Below are 14228 nucleotides of genomic sequence, written 5' to 3'. Positions count from 1 at the left end.
TGATTACGTATGAACTTCAGCCATTATGCGCGTTGTTTTGGTTTGTTCTTTGTAGCAGCCAATTTATTCGGCTGGCCAGCTTTGCTGGCTGTTACTGAGGTTTAGATTTAGACCAAAACACCAAACCGGGCCGAATAAATTGGCCCCTACAAGGTCAAAACACCAAACAGAGCCCCATATTCTTACCGAAAATATGAGTCGCTCCATGTAACTTTTGCATTTATTGGTGATTAGTTCACTGCAACATGGCTGAGCTTTGTTGGTAATCAGGTATATTTTTATACGTTGTAATGATAAGGAGCGCTCATGACCTTAAGTGCCCGTAGTGTAGTAAGAGCTTGTCAGATAATGGTGGAGCAAATTATTGAAGAGGGTAGTCAACCAGTGTGCTTGGCTGCGGTTGATAATAGTGGGGCGTTGGTTTATTTCTATCGGATGGATGGTGCGCCCGAGCGACTGATTAATATTGCCATAGGCAAGGCTTACACGGCGGCCAAAATGGGAGTGTCGACCGCCATGTTCAGGCAGCGGCTGTTGAGCGAGCAGTTGTCGCTGGACGATTTTCTGGATGAAAAATTCACGTCGCTTCCCGGTGGTTTACCACTGTTTAATAAGCAAATATTGATGGGGGCGGTGGGTGTTAGTGGGCAAGTCGTAGAAGATGACATGTCTCTTTGCCAGCAGTTCGCTGAACGTATCCAGATATCCTTATGATAAACTGTTTGAAAATTCATTCAGGAGGGCTCATGAGTACATCAACCCGTGCAACCAATTCAACTTTGCTTCGTGCTTTTGCCTTGATCGAGGAATTGCTCAAGGAAGATAGGACGACTGCAGCAGATTTATGCCAGCGCCTTGATGTGCCCAAGCCAACGGTTCACCGTATTATCGGCCAATTGGAACAGGAAGGTCTGTTGCAGAAAGAGCCAGATAGTCGCCATCTCAGTCCAGGACCACGCTTGAGAAAAATGGCCTTGGACATACTGGCTCAGCGTAGTGTCGGTGCTCCGAGACGAGCAATACTACAGAAATTAGCCACTGAGTTGGGTGAGACCTGTAATATTACCTTGCTGGATGGCCATGAACTTATCTACTTCGAGCGTGTTGAAGCCAACTGGCCGGTACGTATAGAGTTGCCTCCTGGTTCGCGTATGCCTTTACATTGTACCGCCAGTGGCAAATTATTTTTGGCGTTAATGCCACTGCACCGCCGCAAGGCACTGCTTGCTAGCTTACCGTTGGGTGTTCACACCCAGAATAGCATTACTGATCGCAAGCTACTGGAACAAGAAATGGAAAAAATTGTCGAGAATACTTTGAGTACCGACAATGAAGAACTGATTGACGGCATGGTGGCCATTGCTGTGCCCATTTATGATGAGGTAGGACAGGTTCGTGCTACGTTGGCGGTACACGCTCCAACGACACGTAAGCCACTGGCTAGTCTTATGGAGTATGCACCAGTCCTGCGGCGTGCGGCCGCACAGTTGCAGGCGGTGTTGGATTTATAACAATATTCATAACCAAAACCCCAGCAGCATAAATACAGGTATTAGCACTATGACTGGGCAACGTAAGGTGCGCAGTGCCAATAAGCCTAAGGCTGCGGCCGCTAATGCGGCGGCTCCGTTAGGGCTGGCGCTTATGCTGCTCACAAACACTGGCTGATATAAAGCCGAGAGCAACAATCCCACCACGGCGGCGTTAATGCCGCGCACACTACCTGCCATTAGCGGGCGCGCCGCTAATGCGTGCCAGCTGTTTTGTAAGGCCAATATCAACAAAAATCCCGGTAAGAAAATACCAAAGGTTGCCGCCAGTGCGCCCCATACGGGAGCTGAGGGGTGTAGCTCTGCACCTAAGAAACTGGCCAAACTGAACATGGGGCCGGGCATGGCTTGGGCGGCACCGTAACCGGTAAGAAATACATCCTGCGATAAGGCGCCGGGCTGGGCCGTCTCACCCCCTAGCAGTATGCCTTCTAATAAGGGCAGTACCACGTGGCCGCCACCAAACACTAAACTGCCGGCCTGATAAAAATCGGCAAAAATAGCGGCGGTATCGGTCAGGCTGAGCAAGGGCATAACGAACAGCAGACCAAAAAACACCACCATAAAAGGCCAGTTAATACCCAACGGCATTGTCTGCTCGGTGGGCTCAGCCTTTAGCAAAAATGCGCCTATCACGGCGGCGGCCACTAACACCACAAATTGCATGCTTAGGCTTGGCACCAACCATAACAGTGCGGCACTCAGCACGGCTAACACCAGCGTGCTTTGTTGGCGACAAAATTGCTTGGCCATCGACAGCACCGCATCGGCCACCACCACTAGCGCGAACAGCTTAAGACCAGTAACAATGGCCAAGGCTGCCGGTTGATTAGCCCAAGCGCTGCCAGCCAACGCCAAGCCTAACATTAACAGAAAAGAGGGCAGGGTGAAGCCGATAAAAGCGGCGATGGCACCAAACAATCCGGCACGCTGGTAACCGAGCGCAAAGCCTAATTGACTAGAGGCGGGCCCAGGTAAAAATTGGCACAATGCTAACGTTGAGGCGAATCTGTCTTGAGGGATCCAACCCAGCTTTTGCACAAAATGACGCTGAAAATAGCCAATGTGCGCCGCCGGGCCACCAAAACTAATCCAGCCTAATTTAAAAAACTGCCAAAATACTTCCAGCATCATCCTCTCCTTGCCTCGATTCATCTGGCCCTATCATAACCGCGCTTAAGGCAATGTTGAATTTTGAATGATGAATGTTTAGTTAAAACCAACGCTAAGATAAATCAGGTGAAGGGCTTGGTGATCATAGTGGGAGGCAGTTTGCTGTTGAGCATGCTGTTAATGCGGTCATCTTGGACTCTTGAAAGGTTTGGCGCGCTGTGATTAATGAGAGCTTATAATTGATGAGTGTGTAATTGCTCGGCGGTAACTGCGATAATTTGAGTCCGATTGTGGGAAATGAGGGTCGTTACGCTCTACAATTGGGTCTACACTGAATTTGTTTACTCACCGAAAGAAGGACGAAATTATGTTTCAGCAAACAATGAAAAAATTAATGGCAGTCTTGATGGTAGCAGGCTTAGTTGGCGGCTTAGCGGGCTGTAATACCGTGGCTGGGGCTGGCAAAGATATTCAGCGCGGTGGTGAAGTGGTAGAAGAAACGTCCCACGACGTGCAGCATGGAGCAATGTAATCTATTTGTATGCCAGCAGTACGCTGCTGGCATATTTCTATTAAATGCTTATTGCTCGCTATTTTAGATTGGCAAACCGTTGTTCTAAATAAGTAATAATATCGTTTGACTCATACATCCAACGGCTGGCACCGTTTTCTTCTATACGCAAACAAGGCGACTTGACTCGTCCTCCCCCTGCTTGTAATTCATCGCGATAAGGCGAGCCTGGCTGCACATTACGCAAGGTAATGGGCAAATTTAGCTTGTGCATATTTCGGCGCACTTTAATGCAAAATGGGCAGCGGGGCAGCTGATAAAGCGCCAATTCGCTACAGGCTGCATCCACTTGGGCTTGTGCCTCGGCGGAGCGGCGCATTTTAGTGGGTCGGGTAATCAAATCGCCCAGTTGCCACAGACCCCCAATTCCATTTCGTAACAGTTTGACCAGCATAACGGCTCCCTTATGATAAGCGGCTAAGGCCGCTTATCTGAAAATCAAACAGGGATTGTATCTGCAAATGCTTTGATGAGGAAATGCGCCTTACGCCTTACGCCTTACGCCTTACGTTAGGCGGAACTTTCTTTAACGTGCGGCGTACAGCGTACGACGTATAGCGTCATTCGATGAGCTCCATAATGCGTTTGGCTCTGGCCATCACGGGTAAGTCCACCATGTTGCCGCTTACCGCCACTACCGCGCCTTTTTCACGGACTTCAGCCGCCAGTACATGCTTGGCCCATAGAATTTGCGCACTAGTGGGGGCCAAGGCTTTTTGTGCCGGAGTCACCTGTGCTGGGTGAATAAGCAAGAAGCCACTAAAACCCAGTCGCATACCTTGGCGGGCATAATCGGTGAGGCCTTTCTCATCGTGAATGGCGGTGTAAATGGCATCGATGGGAGCACCTAAACCGTGCACGCGTGAGCACATTACCAGTTGGCTACGCGCATAAAGAAAAGCCGCTTCATCTAAGGGTTCACCGGCCGGTGGCGGGTAGTCCATACCCAGATCCAGTGCTAAGTCTAATTTACCAAACAGCAAGCGCGCGACATTCGGGGCGCTGGCAATGGCATCAAGACGAGTAAAGGCGAGGGCAGATTCAATAAAGGGTAACAGGGGTTTTTCGCTAAGGTGTGCCAATTCGGTTAAAGCGACGGGATCGTCGGCTTTGGGCACGATAATAGCGGCCACGGCGCGGGAGCGGCAGAGGGTAATATCTTGGCTAAACCAAGGGCTACCTGTGCCATTAATGCGGATCAAAACGGAGTCAGCGGGCTGGCTTTCAAGCCAATTGCTAAGTGCGGTGCTGGCGGCGTCTTTTTCTGCTGCCGGTACCGCATCTTCTAAGTCGATGATAATAGCATCGGCCCCACTGGCTAATGCCTTATCAAAACGCTCCGGTCGATTGGCCGGAACGAAAAGCAGTGTTTGTAGCGCATTGATGTCCATAAAAACCCCTGTTTACGCGAGCGACTGAGTCGCAGCTGTATAATGGAGTCTTCTATTTAAACCAGTGCGCTCACACTGTAAACCTCGGGCAGTAAAGAGTGCGACCTAGGTACGATTACAGACTCTCGTGAGGGCCAAAAACTTCATAATGCAGGCGATCGTCAGCAATACCCCAGTCCGAGAGCGTTTCTTTGACCATGGCCATAAACGGCAGCGGACCACAGAAATAATAATGGGTATTGGCGTTACTAATGCCGTCTTTCAACTGGTTTAAGTCCATAAACCCTTGGGTGTGATAATGCTCGGCTGGCTGATCGTGTTCACCTGGCGTGCGATACCACACATGGGTCGTTAGATTGCTATTCGCTTGGCACAGCGCCTGAATGTCTGCCTGAAAAGCGTGTTGGGCACCGTCTTCACAAGCGTGTAGCCAATGGATATCGGCGGTGTGCTTATGTTTAATTAATTGGTCGAGCATAGCGCGCATCGGCGTTTGACCCACCCCACCCGAGATTAATACCACAGGCGTGTCTGCGCTCACTTCCATAAAGAAGTCACCAGAAGGTGGTAGCACTTGCAGAGTGTCGCCCACTTGTACTTCATCGTGCATAAAGTTGGACGCCACACCATTAGGCTCACGTTTTACCGCAATACGATAGTTCTGACCATTGGGCGCTTGGCATAATGAATATTGACGATATTCGTTATGCGCCAGCTTAGGGCTGACCAAGTGCAGATTTAAGTATTGGCCGGGCAAGAAATCGAGCACTTCACCGCCATTGGTAGGCACTAACAAAAAGCTGGTGATGAGCGTGCTTTCGGCTTGCTTTTCTGCCACCACAAAGTCGCGGTAGCCGCGCCAGCCACCGGTTTTCTGTTCACTTTCTTGATAAATTTGTTCTTCACGACCAATAAATAAACCCGCTAAGGCGCCGTAGGCTTGTGCCCAGGCATCAATCACTTCTGGAGTGGCCGCGTCGGGCGCTAACTCTTTGATGGTTTCTAACAAATGGTGGCCGACGATATCGTACTGGGACGGCGTAATAGCAAAGCCAGTGTGCTTTTGGGCGATGCGCTCTACTGCACTGGCGAGTACGGCAGGGTTATCGATGTTTTTGGCGTAAGCTAATACCGCATTAAACAGTGCCGCTGGCTGGCGGCCAGATGCTTGGTTGCTGAGATTGAAGACGTCTTTCAGCTCAGGATTGTCACGGAACATGCGCTTATAAAAGTGCTCAGTGAGTGCTGTGTTAGCAGCCTCGAGCAAAGGAACGGTACTTTTAACGATTTCTCTGGTGCGACTATCGAGCATGATTAACGCCTCTTAATGTGTATATTGAATGCAACTTATTGCGCATTTTATAGTGTCATTTGATATGCATCAATAAGAAATTGTCTTTTTATGCTTAGGGCTTCGTTTGGCTTTGTAGTTGCACTTGCATTTAAAGCGCTAAGCGTAACAATGTAGTCCTGTGATCTCGCGGGCTAAGTGGCATTTAGCGTGAGTTACCTTCATTTATGACCTAAGGATGTATTCATGACACCCGTTTCCCGTTTAAAAGAAGTGCTGGCGCTCATTGATGCGGAGAATCAGCAAGATCCTAATCAAGAAGTAGCGGATGGCCAAGTGTGGCCTAAAGAGTATTTATACGGGCTACGCATGAGTGAGCAACAGGCTGAATTTGTACCCGAGGCCAGCGAATTACTGCAAATCGCTTGTCGCGCCCAGCACATTAAGCGCTGGAGCATAGCGCGGGCTAGTTACCCCATGGACCGCGCCGGTTATCGACGCTGGCGCACGGATTTAGGGGCCTTTCACGGAGACTTAACTGCTGAGTTAATGGCGAAGGTGGGATATAGCGACGCCGAGCAAGCTGAAATTAAAGACTTATTATTAAAAAAACAGCTGAAACGTAATCCCGAAGTACAGGCGTTGGAAGATGTGATTTGCTTGGTATTTATGCGTTATTACTTGGCCGATTTTGCCACTCGTCACAGCGAAGAAAAGCTGATCGATATTATTCAAAAAACCTGGGCCAAGATGTCAGCCGAGGGTCAAGCGGCTGCCTTGAAGCTGAGCTTAAGCCCAGAGGTGAGCGCCTTGGTAGGCAAGGCGTTGAGCTAAAGCTGTCAGATAAACACCGTCTTTCGTAGGGTGCCAATTTATTCGGCACGGTTTGGTTTAAATCCGCCAGCTACGCTGGCCCGCCGAATAAATTGGCGGCTACAAGGATGACTCTGTAGTAGGAGTCCCTATTTTAAGCAAAGCGTATTCGGCTGGTGGCGCGTAGCGGCACGTGAAGTCAGTGCACCAGATCCTGCTGCGCAGGATTTAGCAGCTAAAGCAGCTACTACATTCGTGCTATATGTGAATATCGACGTAGCCGGTTTGGCCTTTGTTTAGTTTTGCTACGCAAAACCGGCGCGCTCAAAGCGCCCTACAAGCGGCCTCTACAAGGGCGCTCACCCAGCCAAGAAATACCGACTTAACGCGGCGGCGAGAATGCCGGCGGTAATGGCGGGGAGTTGTTTTTTTAACACCAGCATGGTGAGCGCCGTGGTGAGTAGGGCGGCGCGGGCACCTATATCCCCGTTAACGGCCATGGGCGTTAAAATGGCGATCAATACCGAGCCAGACATAGCCGTAATAAACTGGTGCACGCGCTGATTAAAGGGAATAAAGGACATCACGAATACGCCGCCAAGGCGGGTGGCCAAAGTGACGACAGCCATAACTATGATAATGAGCAAGGTGCCATTGCCGGCAGTGGCTAAGTTCATGTTTTATCTTGCTCCTGCTCTTGTTTATTATTCGCAGGCTCGTTTTTTTCCGGATCCTTCTTTTCCATCCAAAAAGCGCCTAATAAGCCACCGGATAATGCCCCCACCACCACATGGCTGTTAGTGGGTAGCCACCAGTAAGCCAACATGGCTGAGCTACCTGCTACGAACCAGATAATCAAGGTGCGGCTGTCTTTGCGCCCGCCCAATGCCATGGCCAGCAAGAAACAGCCCAGCACCATATCGAGCCCTATACTGAACGGATCTTCAATGGCGCTACCAAAATATAAGCCAATCCCCGTGCCCAGCATCCAGCATGACCAAATCGCTAAGCCCCCACCAAATAAAATGCCCAGCGCCCGCTCGCCGCGATAAAAGCCTTGCATGGCCATGGCCCAGTTAGCATCGGAGGCAAACAGCATTAGGCCATAACGTTTTACTGGCGGTAGATAGCGCAGCCATGGATAGAGCGTAGCGCCCATCAACAGGTGACGCGCATTAATGGCGAAAGTGGTGATCATTAAGGGTACCAGTGGCACTTGCGTGCCCCACATGTCGAGGGCGGCAAACTGTGAAGTACCGGCAAATACCAAGGCGCTCATTAGCGCAATGGCACCGTCACTTAAGCCTTCTTGAGACGCAGCCAACCCAAAGGCAAGGCCAAAGGCGCCCACAAAAAAAGATAAGGGTAACAACTGTTTAAAGCCAAGCCAGGTGTCAGCTGCCTCGAACTTGGCCTGCGCGGCATAAGTGTCCATGGGGCGTTTGGGCTCATACATCTAAGGGCCGTTAAGAATAACATTATGGCCAACAAGGGGCGAGCCTAGTCGCGTGCGCTACCGCGCACAATGTTGAATTTTGAATGGTTAGTGTTGAATTAAAATCAGCGCCGAGCTCAACAAAAAATCTTAGTGTCTTACGTCTCGCATTCATGATGCTGTGTGTATGCACTGGCAGGTCGGCATTCTGCTGTCGGTTTGGGATTTGACTTTACTCGGTCTGCTTTGTGCTGCCAGATAGTATGGCTGCACAGCGCATTACTTAATTCCCAAATATGAGCGCGGGCATAAGATAAAAAAACACCGCGACAATAGCGGTGTTTTAAGAATATTAACTTACGCCGCTATTAATAGAAGCGGTAGGTTACGCCTACAGAGAAACCGTCGATAGCAACGTCATCTTTGTCGAGATAGTTCATGTATTCCAAATTTAGGTCGGTATTCGAATTTAAACGAATATCGGCGCCTATACCGAAGGAAATATCATCATTTGAACTCTTTTCTGATTTTCCTGGTGACTTTTCTTCTAATTCGGCGCGGGTGTAACCAAGAATAGCGTAAGGATAAAAGACATCGGCAACGGGAAGAGTGCCACGCACATAGGGGCTATGTTCGCTTTAGTTGTTGAAAGCGCGGCTGAACCGCACATTGCCATATAAAATCAATGGTTTGAGCATCAGCCTTCCTTGTATGCTCAAACCACCTGAACCAACCAAGGTAACGGTGAAGGTACTTGGTGGCGACACCATGAAAACGCATTATCCATTGCTTCAGTCGACTGTGATAAGCATTCACACCCTGGATATGGAATATATCTTCACGTACCCGCTGACCGGCACTGCTGTTAACCGGCTTGTGAAGCAAGTGATGTTTGGCTGCCAACGCCTCGTAGTTAAGATGGCCATCGCTACAGAGCACAGCGCCAGACCGTAATCGCGGCAGCAGGCAGCGTTCCAGCTTTCTGAGCGTAAAGCGTTTCATTACAAAGTCGGCTTCGTTGTGGTTGCGGTCGCGCAGTACCATCACTTTGACCCACTTAATGTTTTTCTTATCGCTACCACGGCGGCGAGGTTTTCTCTTACTGAGATCCCGCTTGCCTTTGAAGGATTCACGTATAAACGTTTCATCGGCTTCGACGATACCGCCCAGCTCAGAAGACTTAGTATAATCAACCAGTTGCAGAAAGCGGTGTCGCCACCTGAATGATGTACCTAAGTTTATCTGACACTTTTTGGCGGCTTTGCGAAGTGTTGTGGATTCCATCATCTGCTCCGCATATTCCAACCACCGCTCAGCCATTCGAAGCCCAGCAAGTGGCGTGCCGGTCAGAGAGGTAAATGTCTTCTTGCAAGCCCGGCAGCGGTAACGCTGTCTGCCATTCATGCTTCCCCACTTATAGGGAGCTCCATCGCGGCAATGAGGGCATGTTGGGTGTGAAGCGGTGAGTTCTTCTAGTCGAGCAATGAGCTCGGGAAACGAGTCTGGTTGCTGAAGCAGTATCAGCAGTTCATGCCGCTGCCGGGGCAGGAGTTCAGTCAGTTGGCGTTTAAGTTTGGCGAAACCTGTACTCTTCATCTTTCTGCCTCCTACGAGGTGACTGATTCAAGTATAGCTTTCAACGATTAACTCAAACATAGCCCACATAGGCACCGTAGAGGTAGTTTAACTCTATAGTATTGCCGTTTATCTTGTCATCATTGATGCCTGTACCACCACGAATTTCAGCGGAGAAGTTTTCGGTAAACTCAGTACCCAAGCGCGCATATAAAGCTACTAAATTAGCCGTTTCTGAATCGGGATTGTTTTTCGCTTTTATACCCGAAATATTACCGCCTACATAGTTTTCGGCCATGGCTTGGGTACCAAAGCTCAGCGCCGCTACTGCAATCGAAACCGTCGTTAATTTTTTAAACTGTTTAAACATAGTGCCTACTTTTTATTGTTGGAATTAAATAATTAATGGTATTTTTTCAGGTTTGGATTCTAATTTTACGGCTAGATATTAACCGAATTTAGCTAATTATCAAATGATTAGCTTTTTGCTCAGCATTAACGTCGACTGTTATCGAGATTGGATAATTTATAGCAAACAATAAAAAGCCCGCAATAGCGGGCTTTGGTAACAGTAAAAATTAAAGCTTATTTAGTTACGCGCTTATATTTAATACGCTTAGGCTGAATTGACTCGGCGCCGTAGGTTTTCTTCTTCCATTCTTCGTATTCACTGAAGTTACCTTCGAAGAATTCCACTTGGCCTTCATCTTTATAATCCAAGATGTGGGTGGCAATACGGTCTAAGAACCAACGGTCGTGGGAGATAACCATGGCGCAGCCTGGGAATTCCAGAATGGCGTTTTCCAGCGCGCGCAGGGTTTCGATGTCCAAGTCGTTGGTCGGCTCATCCAATAACAGCACGTTGCCGCCAGACTGCAGCAGTTTGGCCATGTGTAAACGACCGCGCTCACCGCCCGATAATTCACCGACTCGTTTTTGCTGATCGATGCCTTTAAAGTTAAAGCGACCTAAGTAGGCTCGGCTGTTAACTTCAAGAGTGCCGATGCGCAGGATATCTTGGCCGTCGGCCACTTCTTCCCACACGGTTTTCTTGTCGTCCATGTGGTCGCGGAACTGATCCACCGAGGCTAATTGCACCGTTTCACCCACAGTGATGGTGCCAGAGTCTGGCTGTTCGGCGCCAGTCAGCATGCGGAACAGGGTGGACTTACCGGCACCGTTAGGGCCGATAATGCCGACGATGGCGCCTTTAGGAATACTAAAGGATAAGTCGTCGATCAATACGCGGTCACCATAAGACTTGGTCAGGTTGGTTACGTCGATCACTTGATCGCCTAATCGCGGTCCTGGCGGAATAAACAGCTCGTTGGTTTCGTTACGTTTTTGGAAGTCTTGGTTTTGCAATTCTTCAAAGCGAGCCATACGAGACTTAGACTTAGCCTGACGGCCCTTAGCACCTTGACGGACCCACTCCAGTTCTTTTTGAATGGATTTTTGACGGGCCGCTTCAGAGGACTGCTCTTGAGACAAGCGCTCGTCTTTTTGCTCCAACCAAGAAGAGTAGTTACCTTCCCACGGAATACCTTCGCCGCGGTCCAACTCCAAGATCCAACCGGCCACGTTATCGAGGAAGTAACGGTCGTGGGTAATGGCCACTACTGTGCCTTCGTAATCGTGTAAGAAGCGCTCTAACCAAGCTACGGATTCGGCATCCAAGTGGTTAGTCGGTTCGTCGAGTAACAGCATGTCCGGCTTTTCAAGCAACAGCTGGCACATGGCCACGCGGCGGCGCTCACCACCAGACAATTTATCTATGGTGGCGTCCCAGGGTGGCAAACGCAGCGCATCGGCGGCGCGTTCTAACTGGTGATCCAGATTATGGCCGTCGTGGGCTTGAATAATGGCTTCCAGCTCGCCTTGACGCTTGGCCAATTTATCAAAGTCTGCATCGGGATCTGCGTAGGCGGTGTAAACCTCATCCAGCTCTTTTAAGGCACCGGCGACTTCCGATACCGCTTCTTCAATGGCTTCGCGTACGGTTTGCTCGGGCTTTAGTTTGGGCTCTTGCGGCAAATAACCAATGTTAATGCCGGGCTGTGGGCGCGCTTCGCCTTCAATCTCGGTGTCGAGGCCGGCCATAATGCGCAGCAGGGTTGACTTGCCGGAGCCGTTTAAGCCCAATACGCCAATTTTGGCGCCGGGGAAAAACGACAAGGAGATATTCTTCAGAATATGACGCTTGGGCGGAACCACTTTGCCCACGCGGTTCATACTATAAACAAATTGAGCCATATCTATATTGTCCTGATAATTCAGAAGGTTAACAAACTGATAGTGTGGCTGTGGGTTACTCAGAGCTGAGTAAACAGTTGAGCAAAGCGTGAGCCAACAATCAGTAAAAATGTGCAGGCGTATATGGTACTTGCCTGAGCGCGGAAAGCCAGCATTGAGCTTAAAGGCAATGTTGAGTTGTGAATGCTTAATGAAGACCAATTAATCAGTCACCATTACGCAGCGGCGCCGATGCTCATATATTGCACGAATGTAGTCGCGTGCTTTAGCCGCGAAATCCTGCAGAGCAGGATCTGACGCACAGGTCTTACCCTTAGCTCCAATTGGATTTTTAGGTGTGGTAGCTCTGTTGTAGGTAAAGTATTCGGCACTGTTTGTTATTTAAAGGCGGTATTCGCCCTTAATTAGACATTAAAAATTAACCATTCAACATTGCGGATAGCAACCGACTGACTGCTATTTATCTTCCATTAATATTTGGGTGGCGGTAATTTCGTGCTCTTGCAAGAAAGCCAATAGTTTGAGCATGCTGTCCACGGTCACGTCTTTATCGGACGCCAAGATCAAGTCGGTTTCTTTTAACGCCGCGATTTGAGCGGTTAAGGCGGACTTAAATTGCTGCCAATCCTCGTATTCTTGACCTTGAATGGCCCATGCTGGCGTGCCCGCCAACATATTAATGGTGATGGACTTAGTGTCAGATATCGCGCTCAAGGCCTCGCTGTCGGTTTTGGGCAAGTCCACCTCTAATGATTGCAGGGGGATGTTGGCGGTGAGCAGCAAAAATACCAATACGATAAAGATAATATCCAGTAAAGGTGTGATGTCTGGTGTGAGCGTGCGCCAACTTGAATTGGCAGATTCAGGGCGGCCGATCATGAATTGGCTCCTAACTGCACCCCTTCCAGCTGCAAGTTGCACTGATTTAGCTCGTCGGTCAGTTTGTCGAGCAGGCGATCTGCCCACAAGCCAAACAGTTGGGCACCGGCAATAGCGGGCAGGGCGATTAATAAGCCCGCCGCCGTAGTGCTCATGGCTAAACCAAGGCCGTCGGCCAGCAATGCGGGTGTGACCGGATCGCTACTTAAGCCGATACTTTTAAACATCTCCATTAAGCCCAAAACCGTGCCTAATAAACCCAGTAAGGGGCTGATCACGCCCACTAAGGTCAATACCCGCAGGCCCGAATGCAGCTTGCGTCTTTGTTGCTGCAGCCACACACCAGCTAAGTCTTCACGAGTGGCTTTACTGGCACTTTGATGTGTAACCAATAAGCTGCAACCCCGTAAAATCAGTGATTTTGAGTGAGCATCTTTAACGGTAGCGAAACTGGCGCCACTTTGATGCAGTTTTCGTTTGGCTTGCTCGCCACTCACGCTGACCCACAATAGCGCCACACCTCTTTCTAGCCAGAGGGCTAAGGTAATCACCGAGCATAAAATTAACGGCCAGCTCATTAAGCCTAATTGTTGATGTATTTGAGTAAGAAATGACATGATTTAATCCAATTTAAAACGTACAGGAATATGAACTCGGTGGGCAATGCCGCGGCCGTTTTCTACATAGGCCGAAAAGCGCCATTTAACGATAGCTTTTAAGGCGGCGCTATCGAGAGCGCTCACGCCAGATGACTTGGCGAGTAGGCGTTTAATTTGCCTACCTTGTTCATCCAGCCAGACTTCTATGAGCACTGTGCCTTCTTGACCGCGACGTTTGGCCTGTATCGGATAAGCAATGGCTGCCGGCTTATGAGTAAAGCTGGGAGTATCAATGCGCTTAGGCGTGCTGTCTTTCGCTTGAGTCGGCTGCGGCTCTACCTTAGCGACAGGCTCGGGCGTTGGTCTCGGCATTGGCTGCGGCGCGGGTGCCACGGGCTGAGGTGTGGGCACCACAGGCTTAGGCTCTGGCCTGGGTACAGATTTGGGCGCGGGTTTTGGCTCTGGTTTGGGTGCCGGTTTAGGTACGGGCTTAGGCTCTGGCTTGGGGACCGGCTTAGGCTCTGGTTTAGGTTTTGGCGTAGGTTCGACCACCGGCTCCGCCTTGGGGGGAGCCTTAGTCACGGTCGGCAACATTTGCACACTAATAGGCCCAGCATTTGCCGGCGCCACCGCTAGGGTGATGGGCTCCGGCTCCATGGCCTGAGCAATTAAGCCGTGCAATAGCAAAGATGCCAAGGCAAACACGGCATAGCGTTTTAAGCTCAAAGTTAACCTCAAAATAGCAAGCGGACTGATTC

Annotated in this window: 17 protein-coding genes; 4 read left to right on the top strand and 13 right to left on the bottom strand. The window is 49.7% G+C overall.

What is annotated here, in order from left to right:
- Positions 1-306 precede the first annotated feature (306 nt).
- On the top strand, positions 307-714 hold the full coding sequence (locus tag R0134_RS12305) for a heme-binding protein (protein ID WP_319782250.1): 408 nt from the start codon (positions 307-309) through the stop codon (positions 712-714).
- A gap of 32 nt (positions 715-746) precedes the next feature.
- Positions 747-1511 (top strand): IclR family transcriptional regulator, encoded by a 765-nt coding sequence (locus R0134_RS12300; protein ID WP_319782249.1) that lies wholly within the window; start codon positions 747-749, stop codon positions 1509-1511.
- A 6-nt stretch (positions 1512-1517) separates the two neighbouring features.
- On the opposite strand, the gene chrA is transcribed toward R0134_RS12300, so the two are convergent.
- Entirely contained in the window at positions 1518-2681 is a 1164-nt protein-coding gene (gene chrA, locus R0134_RS12295; protein ID WP_319782248.1) for a chromate efflux transporter, read from the bottom strand.
- Between the two features lie 349 nt (positions 2682-3030).
- Here chrA and R0134_RS12290 point away from each other — a divergent pair, with 349 nt between their 5' ends.
- The gene (locus tag R0134_RS12290; protein WP_319782247.1) at positions 3031-3195 is read left to right on the top strand and encodes an entericidin A/B family lipoprotein; all 165 of its coding nucleotides are present in this window, start codon (positions 3031-3033) and stop codon (positions 3193-3195) included.
- A 58-nt stretch (positions 3196-3253) separates the two neighbouring features.
- Here R0134_RS12290 and R0134_RS12285 read toward each other — a convergent pair whose 3' ends face one another.
- The 3 genes from R0134_RS12285 to hmpA form a co-directional block, all read right to left on the bottom strand.
- Positions 3254-3628, bottom strand: coding sequence for a glutathione S-transferase N-terminal domain-containing protein (locus tag R0134_RS12285; protein ID WP_319782246.1), 375 nt, complete (start codon positions 3626-3628; stop codon positions 3254-3256).
- 166 nt (positions 3629-3794) lie between these two features.
- A complete protein-coding gene (locus R0134_RS12280; protein ID WP_319782245.1) occupies positions 3795-4625 on the bottom strand; it encodes a CoA ester lyase in 831 nt (276 codons plus the stop codon).
- Positions 4626-4740: 115 nt separating this feature from the next.
- A complete protein-coding gene (hmpA, locus tag R0134_RS12275; RefSeq protein ID WP_319782244.1) occupies positions 4741-5937 on the bottom strand; it encodes an NO-inducible flavohemoprotein in 1197 nt (398 codons plus the stop codon).
- Between the two features lie 225 nt (positions 5938-6162).
- On the opposite strand from hmpA, the gene R0134_RS12270 reads away from it, so the two are divergent.
- Positions 6163-6750: a DUF4202 domain-containing protein gene (locus tag R0134_RS12270; protein ID WP_319782242.1), complete on the top strand. Its 588-nt coding sequence runs from the start codon at positions 6163-6165 to the stop codon at positions 6748-6750.
- Positions 6751-7088: 338 nt separating this feature from the next.
- Here the strand turns inward: R0134_RS12270 and R0134_RS12265 are convergent, their stop codons facing one another.
- The 9 genes from R0134_RS12265 to R0134_RS12225 all read right to left on the bottom strand — a co-directional run bounded on the left by R0134_RS12265 (position 7089) and on the right by R0134_RS12225 (position 14196).
- Positions 7089-7406 (bottom strand): AzlD family protein, encoded by a 318-nt coding sequence (locus tag R0134_RS12265; protein ID WP_319782240.1) that lies wholly within the window; start codon positions 7404-7406, stop codon positions 7089-7091.
- Positions 7403-8185 (bottom strand): AzlC family ABC transporter permease, encoded by a 783-nt coding sequence (locus R0134_RS12260; protein ID WP_319782239.1) that lies wholly within the window; start codon positions 8183-8185, stop codon positions 7403-7405. Before R0134_RS12260 ends, R0134_RS12265 begins: the two co-directional genes overlap by 4 nt.
- A 347-nt stretch (positions 8186-8532) precedes the next feature.
- Positions 8533-8784 (bottom strand): porin family protein, encoded by a 252-nt coding sequence (locus tag R0134_RS12255; RefSeq protein WP_319782238.1) that lies wholly within the window; start codon positions 8782-8784, stop codon positions 8533-8535.
- Positions 8785-8791: 7 nt separating this feature from the next.
- On the bottom strand, positions 8792-9760 hold the full coding sequence (locus R0134_RS12250) for an IS1595 family transposase (protein WP_319782237.1): 969 nt from the start codon (positions 9758-9760) through the stop codon (positions 8792-8794).
- 52 nt (positions 9761-9812) lie between these two features.
- Complete coding sequence (locus R0134_RS12245) at positions 9813-10109, bottom strand: outer membrane beta-barrel protein (protein WP_319782236.1); 297 nt, start codon at positions 10107-10109, stop codon at positions 9813-9815.
- 215 nt (positions 10110-10324) lie between these two features.
- Positions 10325-11992 (bottom strand): energy-dependent translational throttle protein EttA, encoded by a 1668-nt coding sequence (ettA, locus tag R0134_RS12240; protein WP_319782235.1) that lies wholly within the window; start codon positions 11990-11992, stop codon positions 10325-10327.
- A 456-nt stretch (positions 11993-12448) separates the two neighbouring features.
- Complete coding sequence (locus R0134_RS12235; RefSeq protein WP_319782234.1) at positions 12449-12871, bottom strand: ExbD/TolR family protein; 423 nt, start codon at positions 12869-12871, stop codon at positions 12449-12451.
- The gene (locus R0134_RS12230; protein WP_319782233.1) at positions 12868-13488 is read right to left on the bottom strand and encodes a MotA/TolQ/ExbB proton channel family protein; all 621 of its coding nucleotides are present in this window, start codon (positions 13486-13488) and stop codon (positions 12868-12870) included. The genes R0134_RS12235 and R0134_RS12230 overlap by 4 nt, the downstream gene beginning before the upstream one ends.
- Before the next feature lie 3 nt (positions 13489-13491).
- Positions 13492-14196 (bottom strand): energy transducer TonB, encoded by a 705-nt coding sequence (locus tag R0134_RS12225; protein WP_319782232.1) that lies wholly within the window; start codon positions 14194-14196, stop codon positions 13492-13494.
- Positions 14197-14228: the final 32 nt, after the last annotated feature.

It is taken from the genome of Oceanisphaera sp. IT1-181 (assembly GCF_033807535.1).
Classification (GTDB): Bacteria; Pseudomonadota; Gammaproteobacteria; order Enterobacterales; family Aeromonadaceae; genus Oceanimonas.
This window is presented reverse-complemented; position numbering and strand designations above follow the sequence as displayed.

Excerpts from the sequence above, each read along its gene's own strand:
- R0134_RS12245 (WP_319782236.1), bottom strand. The coding sequence starts at position 10,109 with ATGTTTAAACAGTTTAAAAAATTAACGACGGTTTCGATTGCAGTAGCG.
- R0134_RS12250 (WP_319782237.1), bottom strand. The coding sequence starts at position 9,760 with ATGAAGAGTACAGGTTTCGCCAAACTTAAACGCCAACTGACTGAACTC.
- R0134_RS12230 (WP_319782233.1), bottom strand. The coding sequence starts at position 13,488 with ATGTCATTTCTTACTCAAATACATCAACAATTAGGCTTAATGAGCTGG.
- R0134_RS12305 (WP_319782250.1), top strand. The coding sequence starts at position 307 with ATGACCTTAAGTGCCCGTAGTGTAGTAAGAGCTTGTCAGATAATGGTG.
- chrA (WP_319782248.1), bottom strand. The coding sequence starts at position 2,681 with ATGCTGGAAGTATTTTGGCAGTTTTTTAAATTAGGCTGGATTAGTTTT.
- R0134_RS12290 (WP_319782247.1), top strand. The coding sequence starts at position 3,031 with ATGTTTCAGCAAACAATGAAAAAATTAATGGCAGTCTTGATGGTAGCA.
- R0134_RS12260 (WP_319782239.1), bottom strand. The coding sequence starts at position 8,185 with ATGTATGAGCCCAAACGCCCCATGGACACTTATGCCGCGCAGGCCAAG.
- R0134_RS12235 (WP_319782234.1), bottom strand. The coding sequence starts at position 12,871 with ATGATCGGCCGCCCTGAATCTGCCAATTCAAGTTGGCGCACGCTCACA.
- hmpA (WP_319782244.1), bottom strand. The coding sequence starts at position 5,937 with ATGCTCGATAGTCGCACCAGAGAAATCGTTAAAAGTACCGTTCCTTTG.
- R0134_RS12285 (WP_319782246.1), bottom strand. The coding sequence starts at position 3,628 with ATGCTGGTCAAACTGTTACGAAATGGAATTGGGGGTCTGTGGCAACTG.
- R0134_RS12280 (WP_319782245.1), bottom strand. The coding sequence starts at position 4,625 with ATGGACATCAATGCGCTACAAACACTGCTTTTCGTTCCGGCCAATCGA.
- R0134_RS12300 (WP_319782249.1), top strand. The coding sequence starts at position 747 with ATGAGTACATCAACCCGTGCAACCAATTCAACTTTGCTTCGTGCTTTT.
- R0134_RS12270 (WP_319782242.1), top strand. The coding sequence starts at position 6,163 with ATGACACCCGTTTCCCGTTTAAAAGAAGTGCTGGCGCTCATTGATGCG.
- R0134_RS12265 (WP_319782240.1), bottom strand. The coding sequence starts at position 7,406 with ATGAACTTAGCCACTGCCGGCAATGGCACCTTGCTCATTATCATAGTT.
- ettA (WP_319782235.1), bottom strand. The coding sequence starts at position 11,992 with ATGGCTCAATTTGTTTATAGTATGAACCGCGTGGGCAAAGTGGTTCCG.